At 72.2% G+C, this 23,785-nt stretch carries 22 protein-coding genes; 13 read left to right on the forward strand and 9 right to left on the reverse strand.

The features are described from left to right. Window positions 1-29: 29 nt before the first annotated feature. From OG933_RS34040 to OG933_RS34060, 5 genes are all read left to right on the forward strand, one after another. A complete protein-coding gene (locus OG933_RS34040; RefSeq protein WP_362272135.1) occupies window positions 30-827 on the forward strand; it encodes a hypothetical protein in 798 nt (265 codons plus the stop codon). Next, window positions 814-1,530 carry a class F sortase gene (locus tag OG933_RS34045; protein WP_405630677.1) on the forward strand — a complete coding sequence of 239 codons (717 nt, stop codon included), beginning with the start codon at window positions 814-816 and terminating at the stop codon, window positions 1,528-1,530. Before OG933_RS34040 ends, OG933_RS34045 begins: the two co-directional genes overlap by 14 nt. 236 nt (window positions 1,531-1,766) lie before the next feature. Continuing rightward, window positions 1,767-3,104, forward strand: coding sequence for an ABC transporter ATP-binding protein (locus tag OG933_RS34050; RefSeq protein ID WP_020128234.1), 1,338 nt, complete (start codon window positions 1,767-1,769; stop codon window positions 3,102-3,104). Between the two features lie 132 nt (window positions 3,105-3,236). Further along, window positions 3,237-4,625 (forward strand): aldehyde dehydrogenase family protein, encoded by a 1,389-nt coding sequence (locus OG933_RS34055; protein ID WP_362272129.1) that lies wholly within the window; start codon window positions 3,237-3,239, stop codon window positions 4,623-4,625. A 15-nt stretch (window positions 4,626-4,640) separates the two neighbouring features. Beyond that, entirely contained in the window at window positions 4,641-5,723 is a 1,083-nt protein-coding gene (locus OG933_RS34060; protein WP_362528385.1) for a Zn-dependent alcohol dehydrogenase, read from the forward strand. A gap of 59 nt (window positions 5,724-5,782) precedes the next feature. Here OG933_RS34060 and OG933_RS34065 read toward each other — a convergent pair whose 3' ends face one another. The 3 genes from OG933_RS34065 to OG933_RS34075 all read right to left on the reverse strand — a co-directional run bounded on the left by OG933_RS34065 (window position 5,783) and on the right by OG933_RS34075 (window position 8,498). After that, on the reverse strand, window positions 5,783-6,802 hold the full coding sequence (locus OG933_RS34065) for a DMT family transporter (protein WP_405630680.1): 1,020 nt from the start codon (window positions 6,800-6,802) through the stop codon (window positions 5,783-5,785). A 156-nt stretch (window positions 6,803-6,958) separates the two neighbouring features. After that, window positions 6,959-7,822, reverse strand: a complete 864-nt coding sequence (locus tag OG933_RS34070; RefSeq protein WP_405630682.1) for an ArsR/SmtB family transcription factor — start codon at window positions 7,820-7,822, stop codon at window positions 6,959-6,961. A gap of 34 nt (window positions 7,823-7,856) precedes the next feature. Then, entirely contained in the window at window positions 7,857-8,498 is a 642-nt protein-coding gene (locus OG933_RS34075) for a TetR/AcrR family transcriptional regulator (protein WP_362528392.1), read from the reverse strand. Between the two features lie 91 nt (window positions 8,499-8,589). Between OG933_RS34075 and OG933_RS34080 the strand changes: the two genes are divergently transcribed. The 3 genes from OG933_RS34080 to OG933_RS34090 all read left to right on the forward strand — a co-directional run bounded on the left by OG933_RS34080 (window position 8,590) and on the right by OG933_RS34090 (window position 10,802). Further along, complete coding sequence (locus OG933_RS34080; RefSeq protein WP_405633589.1) at window positions 8,590-9,741, forward strand: acyl-CoA dehydrogenase family protein; 1,152 nt, start codon at window positions 8,590-8,592, stop codon at window positions 9,739-9,741. A gap of 74 nt (window positions 9,742-9,815) precedes the next feature. Next, on the forward strand, window positions 9,816-10,103 hold the full coding sequence (locus OG933_RS34085) for a YiaA/YiaB family inner membrane protein (protein WP_054239329.1): 288 nt from the start codon (window positions 9,816-9,818) through the stop codon (window positions 10,101-10,103). A gap of 72 nt (window positions 10,104-10,175) precedes the next feature. Next, on the forward strand, window positions 10,176-10,802 hold the full coding sequence (locus OG933_RS34090) for a TetR/AcrR family transcriptional regulator (protein WP_362528394.1): 627 nt from the start codon (window positions 10,176-10,178) through the stop codon (window positions 10,800-10,802). 19 nt (window positions 10,803-10,821) lie between these two features. On the opposite strand, the gene OG933_RS34095 is transcribed toward OG933_RS34090, so the two are convergent. Next, entirely contained in the window at window positions 10,822-11,283 is a 462-nt protein-coding gene (locus OG933_RS34095; protein ID WP_362528396.1) for a MaoC family dehydratase, read from the reverse strand. A gap of 130 nt (window positions 11,284-11,413) precedes the next feature. Here OG933_RS34095 and soxR point away from each other — a divergent pair, with 130 nt between their 5' ends. Next, window positions 11,414-11,959: a redox-sensitive transcriptional activator SoxR gene (gene soxR, locus OG933_RS34100; RefSeq protein WP_405630685.1), complete on the forward strand. Its 546-nt coding sequence runs from the start codon at window positions 11,414-11,416 to the stop codon at window positions 11,957-11,959. A gap of 111 nt (window positions 11,960-12,070) precedes the next feature. Here soxR and OG933_RS34105 read toward each other — a convergent pair whose 3' ends face one another. The 3 genes from OG933_RS34105 to OG933_RS34115 all read right to left on the reverse strand — a co-directional run bounded on the left by OG933_RS34105 (window position 12,071) and on the right by OG933_RS34115 (window position 14,795). Then, a complete protein-coding gene (locus OG933_RS34105) occupies window positions 12,071-13,138 on the reverse strand; it encodes an RNA ligase (ATP) (protein WP_362528401.1) in 1,068 nt (355 codons plus the stop codon). A gap of 125 nt (window positions 13,139-13,263) precedes the next feature. Then, entirely contained in the window at window positions 13,264-13,974 is a 711-nt protein-coding gene (locus OG933_RS34110; protein WP_362528404.1) for a 3-keto-5-aminohexanoate cleavage protein, read from the reverse strand. Window positions 13,975-14,192: 218 nt separating this feature from the next. Continuing rightward, window positions 14,193-14,795 carry a hypothetical protein gene (locus OG933_RS34115; RefSeq protein ID WP_020128247.1) on the reverse strand — a complete coding sequence of 201 codons (603 nt, stop codon included), beginning with the start codon at window positions 14,793-14,795 and terminating at the stop codon, window positions 14,193-14,195. Between the two features lie 210 nt (window positions 14,796-15,005). On the opposite strand from OG933_RS34115, the gene OG933_RS34120 reads away from it, so the two are divergent. Then, on the forward strand, window positions 15,006-17,792 hold the full coding sequence (locus tag OG933_RS34120; protein WP_405630689.1) for a penicillin acylase family protein: 2,787 nt from the start codon (window positions 15,006-15,008) through the stop codon (window positions 17,790-17,792). 108 nt (window positions 17,793-17,900) lie between these two features. Here the strand turns inward: OG933_RS34120 and OG933_RS34125 are convergent, their stop codons facing one another. Continuing rightward, complete coding sequence (locus OG933_RS34125) at window positions 17,901-19,181, reverse strand: serine-threonine protein kinase (protein WP_362528409.1); 1,281 nt, start codon at window positions 19,179-19,181, stop codon at window positions 17,901-17,903. A gap of 222 nt (window positions 19,182-19,403) precedes the next feature. Between OG933_RS34125 and OG933_RS34130 the strand changes: the two genes are divergently transcribed. The 3 genes from OG933_RS34130 to OG933_RS34140 all read left to right on the forward strand — a co-directional run bounded on the left by OG933_RS34130 (window position 19,404) and on the right by OG933_RS34140 (window position 22,507). Further along, window positions 19,404-20,168 (forward strand): SDR family oxidoreductase, encoded by a 765-nt coding sequence (locus OG933_RS34130; RefSeq protein ID WP_405630691.1) that lies wholly within the window; start codon window positions 19,404-19,406, stop codon window positions 20,166-20,168. After that, window positions 20,165-21,838 carry a class I adenylate-forming enzyme family protein gene (locus OG933_RS34135; RefSeq protein WP_405630693.1) on the forward strand — a complete coding sequence of 558 codons (1,674 nt, stop codon included), beginning with the start codon at window positions 20,165-20,167 and terminating at the stop codon, window positions 21,836-21,838. The genes OG933_RS34130 and OG933_RS34135 overlap by 4 nt, the downstream gene beginning before the upstream one ends. A gap of 75 nt (window positions 21,839-21,913) precedes the next feature. Further along, on the forward strand, window positions 21,914-22,507 hold the full coding sequence (locus tag OG933_RS34140) for a TetR/AcrR family transcriptional regulator (protein WP_020128252.1): 594 nt from the start codon (window positions 21,914-21,916) through the stop codon (window positions 22,505-22,507). Between the two features lie 59 nt (window positions 22,508-22,566). On the opposite strand, the gene OG933_RS34145 is transcribed toward OG933_RS34140, so the two are convergent. Further along, complete coding sequence (locus tag OG933_RS34145) at window positions 22,567-23,781, reverse strand: acyl-CoA dehydrogenase family protein (protein WP_362528418.1); 1,215 nt, start codon at window positions 23,779-23,781, stop codon at window positions 22,567-22,569. Between the last annotated feature and the right edge of the window lie 4 nt (window positions 23,782-23,785).

The following is a 23,785-nucleotide window of genomic DNA, read 5'->3' on the forward strand; positions in this document are numbered from 1 at the left end:
GAAAATCGTCCTGACTCGGAGGAATGCGCATGTCCAGCTCGACGCTCCCGTCCGCCCTCGGCTCCCGCCTCGGCGTCACGGCCCTCACGGTGCTCGCCGCGGCGGGGTTCACCTGCCTCTCGGCACCGTCCGCCGTGGCCGTCGGGGAGGCCGGTGACATCAGGATCCACCGCGAGCAGGTCCCCCCGGGCGTCTCCAAGGACGACCCCGTGGCCTGCCGCTTCTACCTCGACGCCGCCAACTTCGGCGAGCTGCCGACCGTCGCCTACACCATCAAGGCGCGGCCCCCGGCCCCCGACACCGCCACCGTCTCCGGCAACATCACGCTGACCCAGGGCGCCGGGCACACCGACACCCTGGGGCTGGCCGAGGGGTCGTACACGCTCGAGTGGACCATCCCCGGGGATGTTCCGGTCCCCTCGCCCAGGGTGAAGGTCTTCAAGATCAACTGCCCTGAGGGCCAGCGGGAAGGGAACGGGAGCCCGAACCGGCCGATCACCGACGACGGCCGCGAAGTCGGCGGCCCGAACGGCCAGGGCGGCGGCGGTCAGAACGGTGGCGGTCAGAACGGCACCGCGCAGAGCGCCGGTGGCCAGAACGGCACCACGCAGGGCGCCGGCGGGCGGGAAGGCGGAACGCAGGGCGGCTCCGCCTGGAGCGGCGAGAAGGGTGGCCCGGAGGGCGGCGTGCACGCGGGCGGCGGCGGTCTCGCCGACACCACGCAGGCCTTCACCCCGCTGGCCGGAGCCGCGGCCGTCGGACTGGTGGCCGTCGGTGGAGTCGCCTACTTCCGTCTGATCCGCCGGCGCACCCATGGTGCCGCGTAGGCGCGTACGCAGGCCCTGGCACCGGACCCGCGCCTACCGCCTCACCAGGACGGCCGTGCTCGCGGTCGTCCTGGTGACGGTCGGAGTCCGGTGCGGGGGGCACGACGGCCCGGCCACGGCGGCCCGGGCCGGGGAGGTGGCGTCCGGCGGGGCGCAGGCCGCCCCGGCTCCCGGGGGCGACGCCGACGAGGGCCGGACGGCGGGGAAGAAGGCGTCGAAGAGCCCGGGACCCCCGCCCCGCCCGCTGCCCCGGTCCCCGGCGACCACCCTGCGCGTGCCCTCCCTGGGCATCGACGCGCCGATCGTCCCGCTCCGGCTCGGCCCGGACCGGCACCTCGGGACACCCCCGCTCGACCGGCCGAAGCTGGTGGGCTGGTACGCGGGCGGTCCCACACCCGGGGAGCGGGGCACCGCCATCGCCGTGGGCCACCGCGACACCAAGACCGGCCCGGCGGTTTTCGCGGGCCTCGCCCGCGTGGCCCGGGGCGCCCGGATCGAGGCCCGGCGCGCCGACGGCCGCACGGCCGTCTACACCGTGGACCGGGTGCGCGTCTTCGACAAGGCCACCTTCCCCGACAAGGAGGTGTACGGCCCGACCCGCCGACCCGAGCTGCGCATTCTCACCTGCGGGGGCCTCTTCCGGCACGCGACCGGATACACCAGCAACGTCGTCGTCTTCGCCCATCTGACGGCGACCCGCTGACCCCGGCCGTGGCCGCGCCGGGGTCCCCGGCCGCGGGGTCGACGCCCGCTGAACCAGGCAGTCCGGTTTCTCACCAGTCGGACGGGGGAGTCCGATCCGGGCATGTCTCTTCCCCCGGGTGCGCACGGTCCGTTAACTTCCGTGACTCACAAGCCCCGTTCGACCGCACGGGGCAGGTCGGACAACGGAGCACCGGCCGGGCCGGCCCGGCACACGAGTCCCCGGGGACACTTCTCATGACACGCGCCATCTCGTTGCACGACGTCAGCAAGGTCCACACCCGAGGCGTCCGGGTCGTGGACCGGCTGTCGCTGGACATCGCGCCCGGCGAGTTCCTGGTCCTGCTCGGCCCCTCCGGCTGCGGCAAGTCCACCGTGCTCCGCATGATCGCCGGCCTGGAGCACATCACCGAGGGCGAGTTACGGCTCGACGGCGAGTACGCCAACGATCTGGCGCCCTCGGAGCGGGACATCGCGATGGTCTTCCAGAACTTCGCGCTCTACCCGAACATGACCGGCCGCGACAACATCGGCTTCCCGCTGCGTATCGAGGCCCCCGGCGCCGACCCGGGCCCCCGCGTGGACGCCACCGCTCGGATGCTCGGCATCGAGGACCTGCTCGACCGCTTCCCCGGACAGCTCTCCGGCGGCGAACGCCAGCGCGTCGCCATGGGCCGGGCCATCGCCCGGCACCCCTCGGCCTTCCTGATGGACGAGCCGCTGTCCAACCTCGACGCCAAGCTCCGCAACCATCTGCGGGCCGAGATATCCAAGCTGACCCGGCATCTGGGCGTCACCACGGTCTACGTCACGCACGACCAGTCCGAGGCCATGTCGCTCGGTGACCGGGTCGCCGTGCTGCGCGGCGGAGTCCTCCAGCAGGTGGGCACTCCGCGGTCCGTCTATGCCCTGCCGCGCAACATCTTCGTCGCCGCGTTCATCGGCACCCCGCGCATCAACCTCCTGCGCGGTCTGGTCCGCGCCCCGCTCGACGGAGCCATGACGATCAACCTGGGCAAGCAGGCGCTGCGGCTGCCCGAACCCCACTCCCTGGACCACAAGCTGCTGCGCGTGCAGCAGGGCCGGGAGGTGATCGTCGGGCTGCGCTCGGAGGCGGTCCGTATCGCCACGCCCGCCGACGCCCGGCCCGGCGAGACCCACATCACCGGCCTGGTGGAGCACGTGGAGTTCCAGGGTCACGAGGTGCTCGTCCACTTCAACACCGGCTCCCGGCTCGCGGTCGTGCCGGAGCTGGAGGCGCCCCGCCCCGGCCGGCGGCCGCCCCGGCGGCGCCGCCGCGAGGGCGGGGTCCTGGACCGGCTGCGGAAGGGCGCGGGCGGCCTGCGGACCGGCGCGGTCGACGTACTGGACGAGCCGTCGGCGCAGGAGGGGCCGCTCGCGTCCCCGGAGGCCCGCCCCCTCGGCGACCTCGTCGTGCGCACCACCCCCGACTTCGACCTCCGGCACGGGATGCAGGTCCCGCTCCTCGTCGACATCGCCCATCTCTTCGTCTTCGACCAGCACGGCGAGCGCATCAGCCCGGCTCCGGCCCGGCTGCCGGACCTCGACGAGTGAGGGGACGTCGCGAGGCGTCCGCGGTCCGGTGCCCCGCGCGTTCCGAGTCCTTCACCCGTTGTCCTCTGGTGCCAGAAAACTAACAGCGCTAGTTTAGGTCGCGGACGACGACGCCCGCCCGAAGGGAACGCGATGAAGGCACATGACGGCATCTATCTCGACGGCGCCTGGCGCCCGGCCGCCGGCCGGGACGTGATCGAGGTCGTCGACCCGGTGGGAGAGCAGGTGATCGCCCGGGTCCCGGCGGGCGACGCCGTCGACGTCGACGCCGCCGTACGGGCGGCCCGCGCCGCCCTGCCGGGCTGGGCCGCGACCCCGCCCGCCGAGCGCGCGGCCCGGCTGACCGCGCTCCGGGACGTCCTGGCGGCCCGCAAGGACGAGATCGCCGAGACGGTCACCGCCGAACTCGGCTCGCCCCTGGCCTTCTCCCAGGCCGTCCACGCGGCGGTGCCGATCGCGGTCGCGGGCTCCTACGCCGAGCTGGCCGCGACCCACCCCTTCGAGGAGAAGGTCGGCAACTCGACCGTGTTCCAGGAGCCGATCGGCGTGGTCGGCGCCATCACCCCCTGGAACTACCCGCTGCACCAGATCGTCGCCAAGGTCGCCCCGGCCCTCGCCGCGGGCTGCACGGTGGTCCTGAAGCCCGCCGAGGACACCCCGCTGACCGCCCAGCTCTTCGCCGAGGCGGTCCACGAGGCGGGCGTCCCGGCGGGCGTCCTCAACCTCGTCACCGGACTCGGCCCGGTCGCAGGCCAGGCCCTGGTCGAGCATCCCGGCGTCGACCTGGTGTCCTTCACCGGCTCCACGGCCGTGGGCAGGCGCATCGCGGCGACGGCGGGCGCGGCCGTGAAGAAGGTCGCCCTGGAACTCGGCGGCAAGTCCGCCAACGTCATCCTGCCGAGCGCCGACCTCGCCCGGGCGGTCAACGTCGGCGTCGCCAACGTGATGTCCAACTCCGGCCAGACGTGCAGCGCCTGGACCCGGATGCTCGTCCACCGCGACCGGTACGACGAGGCGGTCGAGCTCGCCGCGGCGGCGGCCGCCAAGTACGCCGACCGCATCGGCCCCGTCGTCAACGCCGCCCAGCGGGACCGGGTGCGGGGGTACATCGAGAAGGGCGTCGCCGAGGGCGCGCGGCTGGTCGCGGGCGGCCCCGAGTCCCCGCGCGAGCAGGGCTACTTCGTCAGCCCCACGGTCTTCGCCGACGTCACCCCCGGCATGGCCATCGCCCAGGAGGAGATCTTCGGCCCCGTCCTGTCCGTCCTGCGCTACGAGGACGAGGAGGACGCCCTGCGGATCGCCAACGGCACGGTCTACGGGCTCGCGGGTGCCGTCTGGGCCGGTGACGAGGCGGAGGCGGTGGCCTTCGCCCGCCGGATGGAGACCGGCCAGGTCGACATCAACGGCGGCCGCTTCAACCCGCTCGCGCCGTTCGGCGGCTACAAGCAGTCGGGTGTCGGCCGCGAGCTCGGCGCCCACGGCCTCGCCGAGTACCTCCAGACCAAGTCCCTCCAGTTCTAAGGGAGTCAACCGAACATGGCTGTCCGCGCCGCCGTACTCCCCGCCATCGGCGCTCCGTTGGAGATCAGGGAGATCGTCCTTCCGGACCCCGGCCCCGGCCGGGTCCGCGTCCGGCTCGCCGCCGCCGGGGTCTGTCACTCCGACCTGTCCCTGTCCGACGGCACCATGCGGCTGCCGCTCCCCGCGGTCCTGGGCCACGAGGGCGCGGGCACGGTCGTCGCCGTCGGCGAAGGGGTCGAACACCTGGCGCCCGGCGCCGGTGTCATCCTCAACTGGGCCCCTTCCTGTGGAAGTTGCCACCCCTGCACGCTCGGCGAGGTGTGGCTGTGCGTCAACGCCCTCAACGGGGCCGCGGAGGTGTACGCCCGCACGACGGACGGCACGGACCTCCACCCCGGGCTGAACGTCGCCGCCTTCGCCGAGGAGACCGTCGTCCCGGCCTCCTGTGTGCTGCCCCTGCCGGACGGCATCCCGCTCACCGACGCGGCCCTCCTCGGCTGCGCCGTCCTCACCGGCTACGGCGCGATCCACCACTCCGCTCGGGTCCGCCCCGGCGAGACGGTCGCCGTCTTCGGCGTCGGCGGGGTCGGCCTCGCCACCCTCCAGGCGGCCCGGATCGCCGGCGCCTCGACGATCGTCGCCGTCGACGTCTCCCCGGAGAAGGAGGCGCTGGCCCGGGCGGCGGGCGCCACGGAGTACGTGGTCGCCTCCGAGCGGACCGCCCGCGAGATCCGCGCCCTCACCGGCAAGCAGGGGGTCGACGTGGCCGTCGAGTGCGTGGGCCGCGCGGTCACCATCCGGACGGCCTGGGAGTCGACCCGGCGCGGCGGCCGCACCACGGTCGTCGGCATCGGCGGCAAGGACCAGCAGGTCACCTTCAACGCCCTGGAGATCTTCCACTGGGGCCGCACCCTCGCCGGCTGCGTCTACGGCAACTGCGACCCGGCGAAGGACCTCCCGGTCCTCGCCGACCACGTCCGGGCGGGCCGTCTCGACCTGAGCGCCCTGGTGACGGAGCGCATCGCCCTGGAGGACATCCCGGGGGCCTTCGACAACATGCTGGCGGGCAAGGGAGGGCGGGCGCTGGTGATGTTCTGACGGGCCCCGCTCCGGCGCCCTCGGCTCGCTCAGAGCGCCGTCGGCTCGCTCCGGCGCTCTCAGCCCGTCCGGGGGCCGATCTCCCGGTCGGGCCCCGGCGCCGGAACGTCCTGCCCCGCCTCCGCCCCCTGCGCCGCTTCCGCCCCCCGCGTCACCTCCGGCTCCCGCGCCGACGGGGTGCGCGGCGCGTGCGGCCTCGACCGCGACACGGCCACACCCGCCAGGCACAGCAGCCCACCGGCCAGGGTGAGCAGCCCCGGCACCTCGCCCAGCGCCAGCCACGACATCAGGACGACCAGTGCGGGCACGGCGTACGTGGTCGCGCCCATGCGGCTCGCGGTCGTCCGGGCCAGCGCGTACGCCCACGTGGTGAAGGCGAGCGCGGTCGGGAAGACGCCCAGGTAGACCATGTTGAGCGTCGCGGAGACCGGGGCGTCGGCCGCCTCGTGGACCAGCTGCCCCGCGAACGGCAGACACACCACCGTCCCGATGACACATCCGAACGTCGTCACCTGGAGCGCGGTCGCCCGGCCCAGGGCGGGCTTCTGCGCGACGACCCCGCCCGCGTAACCGAAGGCGGCGAGCAGGCACAGCACCACCCCGAGCACCGACGATCCGCCCTCGCCCGACATCGACAGCCCCACCGCGACCGCGCCCGCGAACGACACGGCCATCCCCGCCAGCAGCCGCGGCGGCATCACGTCCCCGAGCAGCCGTGCGCCGAGCAGGGCGATGAGGATCGGCCCGATGTTCACCACCAGCGCCGCAGTCCCCGCGTCCACCTGCTGCTCACCCCAGTTGAGCACCACCATGTAGAAGCCGAACCACAGCACGCCCGACACGGCGATCCCGCGCCAGGCGGCCCTCGGCGGCCACCCCGCCCGCCGTACGGCGCAGATGACCCCCAGCACCAGCGCCCCGGAGACGAGCCGCCCGAGTGCCAGCGCCCCCGGCGAGTACGCGTCGCCCGCACTGCGGATCGACACGAAGGCCGAGGCCCACAGCACGACGGTCACGGCGGCCGCACCGGCGGCGAGCAACTCGGTACGACGTTCGGTACGCCGGGGGCTGTTCATCATGCTCCTCAGGCTAGGAAGAAACGCGGGCCGAAAGCTCGCGGATTTCGGACGAGAGATCGAGAGACCGAGAGGCCGGGGGCCCAGGGGCTGCGAGTCCGGGTCAGCGAGTCCGGGTCGCCGAGTCCGGGTCGTCGAGTTCGGGTCACCGCGTGCGGGTCAGCGCAGTGTCCCCGCCTCGATGCCCAGCAGCTCGGCCAGCGCCCGTTCGCCCGCCGCCGTCACCTTCACGGCCCGCTCGGAGCCGATCCGCACGCACCATCCCGCGTCGAGGGCGTGCCGGCACAGGGCCGCGCCCGCCGCGCCCGCCAGATGCGGGCGGCGCTCGGTCCAGTCGAGGCAGGCGCGGCCGAGCGGCCTGCGGGTCGCGCGGTCGAGCGCGATGCCACTGCCCTCGAACCACCGCAGCCCGGCCTCGGTCAGCAGGAACCCGGTGGCCCGCTCCCTGGACGCCGATGACGCCGCTGCAGCAGACGACCCCGCCGATGACGTCGGTGCAGCCGGTCCGCTCGCCGCCGGTCCCGCCTCCGCCCCGTCGGTCCGTCCCCCCGGCTCGCTCACCGTGCTCAGCAGTCCGTGGGCGGTGAGGGCGTCGGTGACGGCGATGCCGAGCCGGCCGGCGAGGTGGTCGTAGCACGTCCGGCCCCGGGCCATCGCCGATCCGGCGCTCGCGGCCCGCAGGGTGCGCGGCCGGTGGGCGGGGTGCGGGGCGACCTGGACGGCCAGGTCCTCCACGAGCTGGGCGACCCGGGTGTCGGCGAGCCGTACGTACCGGTGCCGCCCCTGCCGTTCCTCGGCCAGCAGCCCGCCCGCGACCAGCTTGCCCAGGTGCTCGCTCAGCGTCGACGGGGCCACGCCCGCGTGCCGGGCCAGCTCACCGGCGGTCCACGCCCGCCCGTCGAGCAGTGCCAGCAGGCAGACGGCCCGCGTCTCGTCGGCGAGGAGCCCGGCCAGGGCGGCCAGCCCCGGCGCCCGTGCGTCCCTGTCGTTCCCGGTGTCCGTGATGCTCACGTCTCCCAGCATGCGCGACGGACACTTCGGCGACCGCCGAACCGTGCTAGCGCAGCTGCTCGAACTGCTGGGAGAGCCCGTCGAGCAGTGCCGTCAGCCCGGTCTCGAACGCCCGGTCGTCGATCTTCTCCTGCTGATCGGCGAGGAGGTGGGCCTGTCCGAGGTGCGGGTAGTCGGCGGGGTCGTAGGCGCTCACGTCGTCGACGAAGCCGCCGGCGAACGAGCCGAGCGCGGAGCCCATGACGAAGTACCGCATCAGCGCGCCGATGGAGGTGGCCTGCGCGGGCGGCCATCCGGCGCGGACCATCGCGCCGTACACCGCGTCGGCGAGCCGCAGCCCGGCCGGCCGGCGGCCGGGGCCCTGGGCGAGCACCGGGACGATGTTCGGGTGGTCGCGCAGGGCGGCGCGGTAGGAGAGGGCCCAGTCGCGCAGCGCGGTCCGCCACTCCCGGCCGTCCTCGAACATCGACAGGTCGACCTGTGCGCTCACCGAGTCGGCGACGGCCTCCAGGATCTCGTCCTTCGTGCGGAAGTGGTTGTACAGCGAGGGTCCGCTCACCCCCAGCTCGGCGGCGAGCCGCCGCGTGGAGACGGCCGGCAGGCCCTCCGCGTCCACGAGCGTCCGTGCGGTCTCGACGATCCGGTCGGTGCTGAGAAGGGGCTTGCGCGGTCGGGCCATGGCGCACATAGTAGGGCTGCGGAACGAAAACTAGCACTGCTAATTTAAGCGGCAATCGTGAAGCGGTCCTGAAGGCCTTCCTCTGTGAGGTGATCTCGTGGTGAATCTGGCGCTCAGCGAGGAGCAGGAGGCCGTCCGGCGGCTCGCCAAGGACTTCGTGGATCGCGAGGTCGCCCCGCATGTCGTCGCCTGGGACCGCGCCGAGGACATCGACCGGTCCCTGGTCAAGAAGCTCGGCGAGGTCGGCTTCCTCGGCCTGACGATCGACGAGGAGTACGGCGGCTCGGGCGGCGACCACCTCGCGTACTGCCTGGTCACGGAGGAGCTGGGCCGCGGGGACTCGTCCGTGCGCGGGATCGTGTCCGTCTCCCTCGGGCTGGTCGCGAAGACCGTCGCGGCCTGGGGGAGCGAGGAGCAGAAGCGGCGCTGGCTGCCGGGACTGACGTCCGGCGAGTACGTCGGCTGCTTCGGCCTCACCGAGCCCGGCACCGGCTCGGACGCCGGCAACCTCGGCACCCGCGCGGTCCGCGACGGCGACTCCTACGTCATCAACGGCACCAAGATGTTCATCACGAACGGCTCCTGGGCCGACGTGGTCCTGCTCTTCGCCCGGTCCACGGACGTGCCCGGCCACAAGGGCGTCTCCGCGTTCCTCGTCCCCACCGACACCCCGGGCCTGAGCCGCCGCGCGATCCACGGCAAGCTCGGCCTGCGCGGCCAGGCGACCGCCGAACTCGTCCTGGACGACGTCCGGGTCCCCGCCTCCGCGATGCTGGCGCCCGAGGGCAAGGGTTTCTCCGTAGCGATGTCGGCGCTGGCCAAGGGCCGCATGTCGGTCGCGGCCGGCTGTGTCGGCATCGCGCAGGCCGCCCTGGACGCGGCGGTGCGGTACGCGGGCGAGCGCGAGCAGTTCGGCAAACCCATCGCCCACCACCAGCTGGTCCAGGAACTGATCAGCGACATCGCGGTCGACGTGGACGCGGCCCGGTTGCTGACCTGGCGGGTCGCCGACCTGATCGACCGGGGCCTGCCGTTCGCCACCGAGTCCTCCAAGGCCAAGCTCTTCGCCTCGGAGGCCGCCGTCCGCGCCGCCAACAACGCCCTCCAGGTCTTCGGCGGCTACGGCTACATCGACGAGTATCCGGTGGGCAAGCTCCTGCGCGACGCCCGCGTGATGACCCTCTACGAGGGCACCAGCCAGATCCAGAAACTGCTCATCGGGCGGGCGCTGACAGGGGTTTCGGCGTTCTGATCCGGAGCACCTGAGTACGTGTCTGAGTAGGTGCGCGGATGTGGCGCGGCCCCCCTGCGCCGAAGCTTGTCCCCATGAGTGACACACCGGTCAAGCAGCAGAGCACGGCGGCGTTCTACGGTCAGGCCGTCGCTTCCTTCGGCATCGCCATCGCGGCCACCGCCATCGGCATCTACAACCTCCAGACCGACGCCTGGGTGCGCGGCTTCCTGGCGATCGCCGTCCTGTACCTGGTGACCTCCGCCTTCACGCTGGCGAAGGTGATCCGGGACCGCCAGGAGGCCGGGCAGATCGTGAGCCGGGTGGACCAGGCCCGTCTGGAGAAGCTCCTCGCCGACCACGACCCCTTCGAGAAGATCTGAGCAGGCACGCTAAGCGGCCGCTCACCTTCGGCGGTATGGTGTAGCTCCTGTACCGAGAGGGGCGAACGAGCGATGAGTACGGCGGAGGAGACGGCCGGCGGCGAGATCGAGCCGTGGGAAGAGGTCACCCCTGACGCGGCCCGGCGACTGCTGGTCGCGGCCGTGGAGGCCTTCGCCGAGCGCGGCTACCACGCGACGACGACCCGCGACATCGCGGGCCGCGCGGGTATGAGCCCGGCCGCCCTGTACATCCACTACAAGACCAAGGAAGAGCTGCTGCACCGCATCAGCCGGATCGGCCACGACCGCGCGCTGGGCATTCTGCGCACGGCGGCCGCCGGCGGGGGCGACGCCACCGGGCGCCTCGCGGACGCCGTGAGCTCCTTCGTCCGCTGGCACGCCGGGCGGCGCACCACGGCACGGGTCGTCCAGTACGAACTGGACGCACTCGGTCCCGACGCCCGCGCCGAGATTCTCGACCTGCGCCGGCAGGTCGACGCCGAGGTGCGCGGGATCATCGAGGACGGCGTGGCGAGCGGCGAGTTCGCCGTGCTGGACGTGCACGGTACGACCCTCGCCGTGCTGTCCCTCTGCATCGACGTGGCCCGCTGGTTCAACGTGGACGGCCCCCGCACACCCGACGAGGTCGGCGCGCTGTACGCCGACCTCGTGCTGCGGATGGTGGGCGCGGCGAAGTAGCGCCCGGCGGGGGCGGCGCCTAGAGGTAGTAGCGGGACACCGACTCCGCCACGCACACGGGCTTGTCCCCGCCCTCGCGCTCCACGGTGAAGGCGACGGCAACCTGGACGCCGCCGGTGACGTCCTCGACGGCGGTGATCGTCGCGGTGGCGCGCACGCGCGAGCCGACGGGTACCGGGGCGGGGAAGCGGACCTTGTTCGTCCCGTAGTTGACGCCCATCTTCACGTTCTCGACCTTGATCAGCTGCGGGCCGAAGAGCGGCAGCAGGGAGAGCGTGAGATAGCCGTGCGCGATGGTGGTGCCGAAGGGGCCCGCGGCGGCCTTCTCGGGGTCGACATGGATCCACTGGTGGTCTCCGGTGGCCTCCGCGAAGAGGTCGATCCGCTTCTGGTCGACGTCCAGCCAGTCGGTGTACCCCAACTGCTCGCCCACCGCCGCCTTCAGGTCGTCGGCGGACGTGAAGATCTTCGGCTCTGCCATGTCTGCGGCCCTCTCGCGTCACTAGCTGCCCATGTCACCGTGCCATAGGTCTAAGCGACTGCTTAGCATGGTCGGGTACCGGGCCGATGTCAACGGACCCGCGGACGAGGCGATCGGTAGGCTTCCAGGGGTGCCCCAGATTCCGGAGAAGATCCACGAGCTCACGGTCGGCCAGCTCGCCGCGCGCAGCGGCGCCGCCGTCTCCGCCCTGCACTTCTACGAGACGAAGGGGCTGATCAGCAGCCGTCGTACGACGGGCAACCAGCGCCGCTACCACCGCGACACGCTGCGCCGCGTCGCTTTCGTCCGCGCGGCGCAACGCGTCGGCATCCCGCTGGCCACCATCCGCGAGGCCCTCGCCGAACTCCCCGAGGAACGCACCCCGACCCGTGAGGACTGGGCCCGTCTCTCGGCGGCGTGGCGCGCGGAGCTGGACGAACGCATCAAGCAGCTCAACCGACTCCGCGACCACCTCACCGACTGCATCGGCTGCGGCTGCCTGTCCCTCGCCACCTGCGTCCTGTCCAACCCGAACGACGCCTTCGGCGAACGGGGTTCCGGCTCACGACTGCTGGTGGAGAAGAGGGCGGGCGAGAAACGGGCCGGGGAGCAGCGGGCGGGGAAGCAGCGGGAGGAAGAGCAGCGGGAGGAGGAGAAGGCGGCCGGCTGCTGCTGAGCGGAGCCGCGCGGCCGCCCCGGCACCTCCCGTGCGTCCGGTGCGTCAGGAGCACCCCCCACCCCCGCCTGCCCGCGCGCCGTCACCCCTCTCGCGCCCCCACCCGGTTCCTCACTCGTACTCGGTTCCGCCCTTGCGGGTCAGATACGCGCCGCTCACCGCCTTGGCGATCGTCCGTCCCCCCGTCACCGGGCTGTACCGCTCGACGGCCGGCCGGATCACCACGCCCTCGCGCAGGTGCAGCCCGCGTCCGGACACCGTCTCGCGGCCGGTCGCGATCTCCAGGACCCGCTCACTGTCGTACGGGCCCTCGAACAGGCGTGGCACGAGGGGCAGTTCGCCGTCCAGCAGCTCCGCCGCGTCCAGCCAGCGCACCTCGCCGTCGATCTCGGCGGACACGTCGAACACCGCGTATCCGAGAGTGTCGCGCCGGCCGTCCGCGCCGTACGTCAGGTCCTGCACGCCCGCTCCGTACACCTCGGCGAAGACACCGATCCGGCGCGCGCCCAGCCGCTCGGCGAGACGGGCCGCCGCCTCGGGGACGCCATGGCCGCGAACGGCCCGCCAGTACAGGTTCCTCGGATCCTCCGTCAGGGCGAGGGACTTCGAGCCGAAGCCCTTCGAGGAGACGTACACCCGCTCCTCGTCGGCGACATACGTCAGCAGGCATGCCGAGCCGTGCAGTTTCTCGGTCAGGACCACCGGCTCGCCGGGCTCGAAGATGCCGGGGTAGCGCTGGATGTTCTCGATGTCGACCCAGGGCAGCAGATCCGGCGCCGCCTCGACGTCGCCGCTCATGGTCGGCGGGATGGGCGGCACCCACTTGACGATGCCCAGCCGCTCCGCGAAGTCCGTGCCCTCCGCGGCGGCCAGCGCCAGGTCGACGTCCGCCAGCGCCTCGGGCCGGCACACGATCCCCTGAGACAGCTCGCCCCGCAGCCGCACCGCCTTCACCCGGTCCGACCTGCTGCCCGCCAGCCGCCCGGTCAGCCCGAGTTCCTCGACGAGCCCGGTGGGGAGCACCGACTGCTCCGGGATGTACAGGGCGGCGTCGCCGGTGCGGTACGAGCCCTTGGCGACGACGGCTCGGTACAGGCCGACCTGCGCCAGTTCGAGGGCGTCGGCGTTGGGGTGTTCGTGGACGGTCAGCACTTCGGCGGTGACGCGCAGCGTCGACATGAGGGCTCCTTCAAGTCCTGCGGGGCGTGGCTCGGTCGGGTTTCATCACCGCAACTCTCCCCGCCCGGAAAGGAATGGAGCGACCTGATTATCGGCTGGTAGCGTCCCTCCTCCGATCGGTGGACTCACCCGTGCCGGGCCAGCGCCTCCGTCACCAACTGGGCGTTGGACAGGGCCCGTTCGCCGTTCGGAAGGGTCAGGGTGTCCTCCAGGCCCACTCGGGTCGGCAGGCCCAGCCGCGCCGCCAGCCGCAGTACCGGCCACGCGCCGCCGTCCTCCCCGTGCAGCAGAATCGGACGGCCGAACGCGGTGCCGAGCCCGGTCAGGAGAGCGTGCGCGGTCGCCTCGGCCGTGTCCGGGGCGGTGTCCGTCACCTCCGCGAGCACCCGCAGCACCTTCGGGCCGAGGGGTGAGCGGGCGAACCGTGCCGCGCCGTCCGTACCGGACCAGATGCCGGCCTCCACGCCCACGCCTCTCCCGAGAAGGACGGTGGCCAGCTCCTCCGCGCCCGGCTCGTGCCAGTTGACGGAGGCGTGGTCGGGAAGCACCGTCCAGTCGCGCACCCGGGTGAGCCGGGCCGCCGGGTCCGGGTGCGCCCAGGCACCGGTCGTCACGCCGACCGGCACGGCCACCCGCGCCCGGATCGCGTCGAGGGTCGCCGCGACCACCCGCGGCGACATCGTGTCCCGGCCGCACGGCGTCTTGGGATGGACATGGACATCCGTGGCCCCCGCCGCGACGGCCTCGGCCGCGGCGTCCGCCATCGCCTCGGGCGTCAGCGGCACGATCGCACCGTCCGCGGCGCCGCGCGCTCCGTTGAGACAGACCTGCACCATGCCCCGATGGTGACACCCGCCACTGACAACGGCGTCGGTCAAGGGCATTGGCCAACGGCGTCGGTCAACGGCGTCGGTCAACGACGTCGGTCCACGGTGGTGACCGACGGCCTCGGTCGGCTGCACCGGCAAAAACCGGGGGTGCGGCATCCCCGGCGCACCCCCGCCGTGCTCTCAGGCCGGCCGGGGGCCGACCTTGGGCAGAGCTCGGGCCGGTGTCAGGCCGACACCAGCAGTCGTCCGCTCCTGGCGTACGCCAGGGCCTCGGGCGTGAGCACCGGGCGCGGTACGAGAATTCCGCAGTCCGCGCAGACCGGGCCGGCCGACGGTTCGTGATCCAGGTCGTACTTCCACGGCAGCCGCTCGCCGCCGCACACCGGGCAGCCGGAACCCGGTGCGCGCTCCAGCGCGGCGATCAGCTTGCGCAGCACGTCGGCCAGCGGCTCACGGGGGTGGAGCCGCGGGTCGTCGCACCAGGCGACGCCGAATCCGCCCCAGGTCAGCCGGTGCCAGTCGTCCACGGTGCCGGGCCTGCGCAGCCCGTCGTGCTTCTCCTTCTTGCGGCGCTCGGCGAACTCGACCTCGTAGGCCAGCCACACCGCCCGCGCCTCCTCCAGCTCGTCCAACGCGGCCACGAGCCGCGCCGGATCGGGAGAGCGGTCCTCCGGACCGAACCCGGCCCGGGAGCACAGGTGGTCCCAGGTCGCGCGGTGTCCGTAGGGGGCGAACCGTTCAAGGCACTTGCGCAGGGAGTACCGCCGCAGTGCCAGATCGCACCGGGGGTCTCGCACCTGTCTCGCCAGACTCCGGAAACCGGCCATCGCCTTGCACCTCCGTCACATCTGCATCTGCACTTCGGTCACTTCGGCGTCGTCGTACGGACGTCGTCGAATAGACGTATCGACATGCGATTCGGCTCCATCCGATTTCCGAGGACCTCCACCTGTCGAAAACTTGACGCATGTTCATCTTCAATCCCGGGGATACCGGCGGTAACCTTCCGCCGACCCCCCCGTCGCTAGGAGCAGCCGATGCCACGGCGAACCCCCCGCTTCACTCTCGACAGACTGAGAACTCCCGGCAGATTCCCCGGGTTCCTGAAGACAGCCTCCGTATGCGCGCTGATTGCCGGTCTTTTGTCGCCGCTTTCCCAAGTGGCGGCAGCCGCCGAGGTCACGGCGGCGAACGACTACTGCGGCGGCCAGTGTTCCGACATCCTGCCGCCCGGCGAGAACGGCAACGCCACCCTGGCGCAGATCCTCCTCAACCAGGCCTTCGGCACCCAGCCCGACCACGCCGAGGACCAGCTCGGCCCCTACGCCAACCTGGCCAAGGGCTACCCCACGCTCACCAACGCCACGATCAACACGTTCTTCAACGACGCGTCGTTCGGTGTCGCTTCCGATCAAGTCGCCTCCACCCTGAGTCCCGCGGGCCGCGGCGACGTGACGATCGTCCGCGACAAGAAGACGGGTGTGCCGCACATCACCGGTACCACCAGATACGGCACCGAGTTCGGCGCCGGGTATGCGGCGGCCCAGGACCGGCTGTGGCTCATGGACGTCTTCCGGCACGTCGGCCGTGGCCAGCTCACCGCCTTCGCGGGCGGTGACCCCTCCAACCAGGGTCTTGAACAGCAGTTCTGGCGCAACGCTCCGTACACCGAGGCAGACCTCCAGGCCCAGATCGACAACGCGGTGGCCGACAACGGCACCCGCGGCCAGCAGGCACTCGCCGACGCCAACGCCTACCTGGCCGGCATCAACGCCTACATCGACGCCTCCGACAGCGGCCGCTACTTCCCCGGTGAATACGTCTTGACCGGCCACAAGGACTCAATCACCAACGCGGGCACCATCGACCACTTCAAGATCACCGACCTGGTGGCGCTGGCCTCGGTCATCGGCGCGCTCTTCGGCTCGGGCGGCGGCGGCGAGGTCAACAACGCGGTGTCGCTGCTCGCCGCGCAGGAGAAGTACGGGGTGGAGCAGGGCACCCAGGTCTGGGAGGCGTTCCGCGAGCGCAACGACCCCGAGGCCGTGCTCACCGTCCACAACGGCCAGAGCTTCCCCTACGCCACGAAGCCCGCGAGCCCGCAGGGCGCGGCACTGCCCGACACCGGCTCGGTGACCTCGCAGCCGCTGGTCTACGACGCCACGGGCACCGGGGGCGACGCCACGGCGACCGCCACCTCCGCCACGGCGACCGCGACCGCCCTCAGCTCGGCCAGGCGCGGCATGTCCAACGCCCTCGTCGTCAGCGGCCAGGCCACCGCGAGCGGCCACCCGATCGCCGTCTTCGGCCCGCAGACCGGCTACTTCGCCCCGCAGCTGCTCATGCTCCAGGAGATCCAGGGCCCGGGCATCAGCGCCCGCGGTGCCTCCTTCGCGGGTCTGAGCATGTACGTCGAGCTGGGCCGCGGCCAGGACTACGCGTGGAGCGCCACGACCTCCGGCCAGGACATCATCGACACCTACGCGGTCGAACTCTGCCAGGACGACTACCACTACCTCTTCCGCGGCACCTGCACGGCCATGGACGTGGTGGAGCAGAAGAACGCCTGGAAGCCCACCACCGCCGACGGGACGGCCGCCGGTTCGTACACGATGCGCGTGTACCGCACCAAGTACGGTCCCGTGGAGTACCGGGCGACCGTGGGCGGCAAGAAGGTCGCCTACACGACCCTGCGCTCGTCCTTCATGCACGAGGCCGACTCGATCATCGGCTTCCAGATGCTGAACGACCCCGACTACGTGAAGAGCCCGCAGACCTTCCAGAGCGCGGTGCAGCACATCAACTACACCTTCAACTGGTTCTACGCCGACTCCACGCACACCGCGTACTACAACAGCGGCGACAACCCGGTGAGGGCGAGCGGCGTCGACGCCGAGTTCCCGGTGTGGGCGCAGTCGGCGTACGAGTGGAAGAGCTGGGTGCCGGCCACCAACACGGCCGAGTACACCCCGGCTTCGGCGCACCCCAACTCCATCGACCAGGACTACTACATCTCCTGGAACAACAAGCAGGCCAAGGACTACTCGACGGCGTCCTGGGGCGACGGTTCCGTGCACCGCGGCAACCTGCTGGAGGACCGGGTGAAGAAGCTGGTCGCGGCCGGCGGCGTCACGCGCGCGTCCCTGACGAAGGCGATGGCGGACGCGGCCCTCGCCGACCTGCGCGCCGAGGACGTCCTGCCCGATCTGCTGAAGGTGATCAACAGCTCCACGGTCACCGACTCCACGGCCGCGGCCGCGGTGACCAAGCTCCAGACGTGGCTGACGGCGGGCGGCAGGCGGACGGAGACGGCGGCCGGTTCCAAGACGTACGCCGACGCCGACGCGATCCGCATCCTGGACGCCTGGTGGCCGCTGCTGGTGAAGGCCGAGTTCGAACCCGGCCTCGGCACCGGCCTGTACACGGCGTTCACCGCGAACCTCCCGATCGACGAGGCTCCGTCGGCCGCCCACGGCCCGACCGGGGCGCACGCCGGAAGCTCCTTCCAGTACGGCTGGTGGAGCTATGTCGACAAGGACATCCGGGCCGTGCTCGGCGAGTCGGTGCAGGGCGCGCTGCCCCAGAAGTACTGCGGCAGCGGCACCGTCAGCAGTTGCCGGGACATCCTCATCAGCACTCTGAAGACGGCGGCCGGCAAGACCGCGGCCCAGGTCTACCCCGGCGACACCCTGTGTGCGGCGGGCAACCAGTGGTGCGCCGACTCCATCGTCCAGCGCACCCTGGGCGGCATCAAGCACGGCAACATCAGCTGGCAGAACCGGCCCACCTTCCAGCAGGTGGTGGAGTTCACGTCACACCGGTAGCCACGTCACACCGGTAGCCACGTCACACCGGTAGCCACGTCACACCGGTTGCCAGGTGCCACCGGTAGTCACGTCGCACCGTCGGTGCCTGCGGCGGCGGGTCGCGTCCTAGCGGATCCGGCCCGCCGCCAGCACCAGCCGCGCCAGCTCGGGGTGCACGATGTCACTGTGCGCCCCGGCCGGCGCCCCACCACGCCGGACCACCGCAGCCGCGTCGACGTTCACGCACCCCGACGTCGGCAGTGGCCGGGACAGCGCGTCGGCCAGCACGCGCGCGTGCGTGCCCGGCACGGCCTGCACCCCGTCGTGCCCCAGGGCGCCCCACTTGGCTCCCAGCACCTCCCCGACGAGCCCCTGGGCGTCGCCCGCCATCCGCGAGGCCAGTGGGTACATCGTGCTCAGCGCCTGGTCGAACCGTGAATAACAGCACACCAGGGGGCCGTCGATCCGGTTCTGCTGGCCCTGGAGCACCCCTCGCGGGGCGAACGCGTAGTGCGAGAAGGCCCCTTGGAGCAGCGTCACGGACTTCACCGTGCGCACGCCGTCCGGCAGCCCCCGCAGCGCGAACGACACCAGCCGCCCGCCGAAGCTGTGCCCCACCAGATGCACCCGCAGGGCCGGTGCCGTCGTCGCCAACCGCCCGACGAGCGGCCCGAGTCCCCGCTCGCCGACCGTCCCGGCGCGCCGCTTCATCGCGTAGTACGTCGCCTGCCGCAGCAGCTCGTGCGCCCCGTCCCACGGGTTGGGCAGCGCGAACTCCCCGGCCCCCGGTGCGGAGTCGAGGCCGGACAGGGCCCGCGCGAACTGCTCGCAGGCCACCGCCGTCGGGCAGGCGAACATCTCCGGCTCGTCCTGTGGCACACCCTCCGCCAGCGTGTCCGCCCCGAACAGGGCCTGCGGTCCCGGCGGCACCACGTCCACCAGCAGCCGCACCAGCCGGCCGAACTCCTCCAGCTCGGCCTCCTCGGGCGGCCGCTGCTCCAGCAGCCGTGCGATCCGGTCGACCACCGTGGCCCGGCCGGGGAACGTCTCGAGGAGCGCGTGCCGGGTGTCCGCGTCCAGGGCCGGGCGCCGGGTCTCCTCGGCCGCCGCCGAGCGCGGCAGGTCGGGGATCGGCTCGTCCGAGAACCGCATCGACGGCCACACCACGCCCACGTAGCCGATGCGCGCCGCCGGGGCCAGCGCGGGGATCGGGGCGAAGAAGCGGCTGTAGAGGCGGGTCGCGCCGGAGCGGTCGCTGTTCCAGCCGTGCGCGAAGACGATCAGGTCGCGGACACCGCTCCGCTTCACCCCGGTCAGCAGCCGGTCCCGCCGACCGCCGTCGGCGTCCCCGTCGGCGTCGAAGGTCAGCTCCCAGTAGGGAGCCACGCTCATCGCCGGATCCGCCATGACAGGCCCCCTCGTCCCCCGAGCGATGCGCCAAGTGCGCGTATCGTCCTGCGAACACGGGCAATTGGCCATACGTCACGGCTCATCCGTACAAGCGCCGATCCGGCCCTGTCCGCCGGAACGGGTCCGAGCCGATCCGGGGCAGCCCTTCCGTCACAACATACCGACTGGTTAGTCTGGCGGTAGAGCCGATTCGTGCCGCAGTCGCGTCGAAGGAGACCGATGGTGGAAGCCGTGCAGGATGCCGGAGTGGTCGTGACCGGAGCGGGAGGCGGTATCGGGGCCGCGCTGGCCCGCCGCTTCGCCGCCGAGGGAGCCCGGGTCGTCGTCAACGACCTGGACGCGGACCGGGCGCACGCCGTCGCCGACGAGATCGGCGGGATCGCGGTCCCCGGCGACGCTTCCGAGATCATCGACCGGGCTCGGGAGGCGCTCGGCGGCACCGTCGACGTGTACTGCGCCAACGCCGGAGTCGCCTCGGGCGGCTCGGAGTCGGCAGGGGAGGCCGTCTGGGCGCTCGCCTGGGACGTCAACGTCATGGCCCATGTCCGCGCGGCCCAAGCGCTGCTCCCGGACTGGCTGGAGCGCGGCCGGGGCCGGTTCGTGTCGACCGTATCCGCCGCCGGGCTGCTCACGATGATCGGCGCCGCCCCGTACAGCGTGACCAAGCACGGCGCGTACGCCTTCGCCGAGTGGCTGTCGCTGACCTACCGCCACCGCGGGATCAAGGTCCACGCGATCTGTCCCCAGGGCGTGCGCACCGACATGCTGGACGCCACCGGCAGCGCGGGCGACCTGGTGCTCAAGCCGACCGCGATCGAGCCGCAGGACGTGGCGGACGCCCTGTTCAAGGGCATCGCGGAGGACCGCTTCCTGATCCTGCCGCACCCCGAGGTCGCCGGGTACTACCAGGTGCGGGCCCAGGACCCCGACCGCTGGCTGACCAACATGAACCACCTCCAGCAGAAGTGGGAGACCGCCGAATGACCGTGTCCGCCTCCCGTTACGCGGCCAAGCCCTGGGTGGCCCTCCTCGACGAGGCCCAGCGCGCCCCGATCGACCCGGCCGACTCCCTCGTGCACGCCTTCCGCAGGTCCGTCGCCGAGGCCCCCGACCGCCCCTGTCTCGCCTACTTCGACGGGCGGCTCAGCTACCGCGAGGTGGACGAGCTCAGCGACTCCGTGGCCGGTCACCTCGCCGCCCGTGGCCTGGAGCCCGGTGACCGGGTCGCCGTGCTGCTGCAGAACTCCCCGCTCTTCGTCCTCGCCCTGCTCGGCGCCTGGAAGGCGGGCGCGACCGTCGTCCCCGTCAACCCGATGTACAAGTCGGGCGAGGTCGCCCACGTCCTGCGGGACGGCGAGGTGGCGGCGCTGATCTGCTCCGACCGGGCCTGGGAGTCGTATCTGCGGGAGACGGTCGCCGACTCGCCGGTGCGGATCGTGCTCACCGGCTGCGAGCTGGACTTCCAGACCCGCGGCGACGCGCGCGTGCTGACCTTCGAGCGGCTCCCGCAGGCACCGGACGCCGACGATCTCACCGCCGTCGCCCGCGCCGGCCACAAGGCCCCCGAGGGCCGCGAGGCCGCCCCCGCCGACATCGCCCTGATCAGCTACACCTCGGGCACGAGCGGCGCCCCCAAGGGCGCCACCAACACCCACCGCAACATCATGGTCAACGCCGAGCGGCAGCGCACCGGGCTGTGCCTGCCCGAGGCGCCCGTCTACTACGCCCTCGCGCCGCTGTTCCACATCACCGGCATGGTCTGTCAGCTCGGCGCCTGTCTGAACAGCGCGGGGACCCTCGTCCTCACGTACCGCTTCGAGGCGGGCGTGGTGCTGGAGGCGTTCGCCGAGCACAAGCCGCACTACACGGTGGGCCCGTCCACCGCCTTCATGGCGCTGGCGGCCCACCCCGACGTCACCCGCGACCACTTCGCGTCCTTCGTGAACATCTCCTCCGGCGGCGCGCCGGTGCCGCCCGCCCTGGTGGAGAAGTTCCGGGCGGGCTTCGGGCCGTACATCCGCAACGGCTACGGACTCACCGAGTGCACCGCGCCCTGCGCCTCCGTGCCGCCCCAGCTCGAGGCGCCGGTCGACCCGGCCTCCGGGACCCTCGCCGTCGGCGTGCCCGGGCCCGACACGGTCGTCCGCATCGTCGACGAGCAGGGCGCGGAGGTGCCCTTCGGCGAGCAGGGCGAGATCGTCGTGCGGGGTCCGCAGGTGGTCCCCGGGTACTGGCGCCGCCCCGAGGCCACCGCCGAGACCTTCCCCGACGGCGAGCTGCGCACCGGCGACATCGGCTTCATGGACGAACAGGGCTGGCTGTACGTCGTGGACCGCAAGAAGGACATGATCAACGCGTCCGGCTTCAAGGTGTGGCCGCGCGAGGTCGAGGACGTGCTGTACACGCACCCGGCGGTGCGCGAGGCGGCCGTCGTCGGGGTGCCGGACGGCTATCGCGGCGAGACCGTCAAGGCGTACATCAGCCTGCGTCCCGGCGCCGACACGGATGCCGATACGCTCGCGGCCTACTGCAAGGACAGGCTGGCGGCGTACAAGTATCCGCGCCAGGTGGAGATCCTGCCCGACCTGCCCAAGACGGCGAGTGGCAAGATCCTCCGTCGGGAGCTGCGCTCCCGTCCACAGGACAGTCAGTGACAATCAGCGTCAGGTCAGCAGCACGACAGCCGGTACGGCTCGCCGATGCGGCATAGAGGAAGGCAGGTGGCGGCAGTGCCCAGGACGACGGACGGTGCAGAGGCCCCTGTTCCGCAACGGCTGCTTGCCGCCGCCACCCGGCTCTTCGCCGAGCAGGGCTACGACCGGACCTCGGTGCAGGAGATCGTCGAGGCGGCAGGCGTCACCAAAGGTGCGCTTTACCACTACTTCGGCTCCAAGGACGATCTCCTGCACGAGGTGTACGCGCGCGTGCTGCGCGTGCAGCAGGAGCGGCTGGACGCCTTCGCGAACGCCGACGAGCCGATCGAGAAGCGGCTGCGGGGCGCCGCGGCGGACGTCGTCGTCACGACGATCGAGAACCTCGACGACGCGTCGATCTTCTTCCGCTCGATGCACCACCTGAGCCCCGAGAAGAACAAGCAGGTGCGGGCCGAGCGCCGGCGCTACCACGAACGCTTCCGCGCCCTCGTCGAGGAGGGCCAGGAGGCCGGCGTCTTCTCCACGGCGACCCCGGCCGACCTGGTCGTGGACTACCACTTCGGCTCCGTCCACCACCTGTCGACCTGGTACCGCCCGGACGGTTCCATGGGGCCGCAGGAGGTCGCCGACCATCTGGCGGATCTGCTGCTGCGGGCGCTGCGCCCCTGAGCGGACAAGCACACGGGTAAGGGGCGGGCGCCATGGCGCCCGCCCCTTACCCGTGTGTCCTACAGGTACTTCTTCAGCTCCCGCCGCGCCAGCGACCGCTGGTGGACCTCGTCCGGGCCGTCGGCGAGCATCAGGGTGCGGGCGCTCGCGTACAGCTCGGCCAGCGGGAAGTCCTGGCTCACACCGCCCGCGCCGTGCAGCTGGATCGCACGGTCGAGGATGTCGACCACCGCGCGGGGCGTCGCGATCTTGATGGCCTGGATCTCCGTGTGGGCGCCCCGGTTGCCGACGGTGTCCATCATCCAGGCCGTCTTCAGGACCAGCAGCCGTAGTTGCTCGACGGCGACCCGCGCGTCCGCGATCCAGTTCTGCACCACGCCCTGCTGGGCCAGCGCCTTGCCGAAGGCGTCGCGGGAGACCGCCCGGCGGCACATCAGCTCGATCGCCCGCTCCGCCATGCCGATCAGCCGCATGCAGTGGTGGATGCGGCCGGGGCCGAGCCGGGCCTGGGCGATGGCGAAGCCGCCGCCCTCCTCGCCGATCAGGTTCGTCACCGGCACCCGCGCCTGGTCGAAGACCACCTCGGCGTGGCCGCCGTGGGAGTGGTCCTCGTAGCCGAACACCTTCATGGCGCGCTTGACGGTGACGCCGGGTGTGTCGCGCGGCACCAGCACCATGGACTGCTGACGGCGGATGTCGGCGCCGTCCGGGTCCGTCTTGCCCATGACGATGAAGATCTTGCAGTCCGGGTTCATCGCCCCGGAGATGTACCACTTGCGCCCGGTGACGACGTACTCGTCGCCGTCCCGCTGGATGAGCGTGGTGATGTTGGTGGCGTCGGAGGAGGCCACCTCCGGCTCGGTCATCGCGAACGCCGAGCGGATCTCCCCGGCCAGCAGCGGCTCCAGCCACTGCTTCTGCTGCCGCTCGTCACCGAACTGGGCGAGCACCTCCATGTTCCCGGTGTCCGGGGCGGCGCAGTTCAGGGCCGTCGGCGCCAACTGCGGGGAACGGCCGGTGATCTCGGCCAGCGGCGCGTACTGGAGGTTCGTCAGACCGGCGCCGTGCTCGGCGTCGGGGAGGAACAGGTTCCACAGGCCCTGGCTGCGGGCCTGCTCCTTCAGCTCCTCGACCACGGCCGGGGTGTCCCACGGCGAGGCGAGCAGCGCGCGCTGTTCCTCGGCGACGGGCTCGGCCGGGTACACGTACTCGTCCATGAAGGCGAGCAGCCTGGCGCGGAGCTCCTCGGTGCGTGCGTCGAACGCGAAGTCCATGCCG

It is taken from the genome of Streptomyces sp. NBC_00016 (assembly GCF_045040885.1).
Classification (GTDB): Bacteria; Actinomycetota; Actinomycetes; order Streptomycetales; family Streptomycetaceae; genus Streptomyces; species Streptomyces coriariae.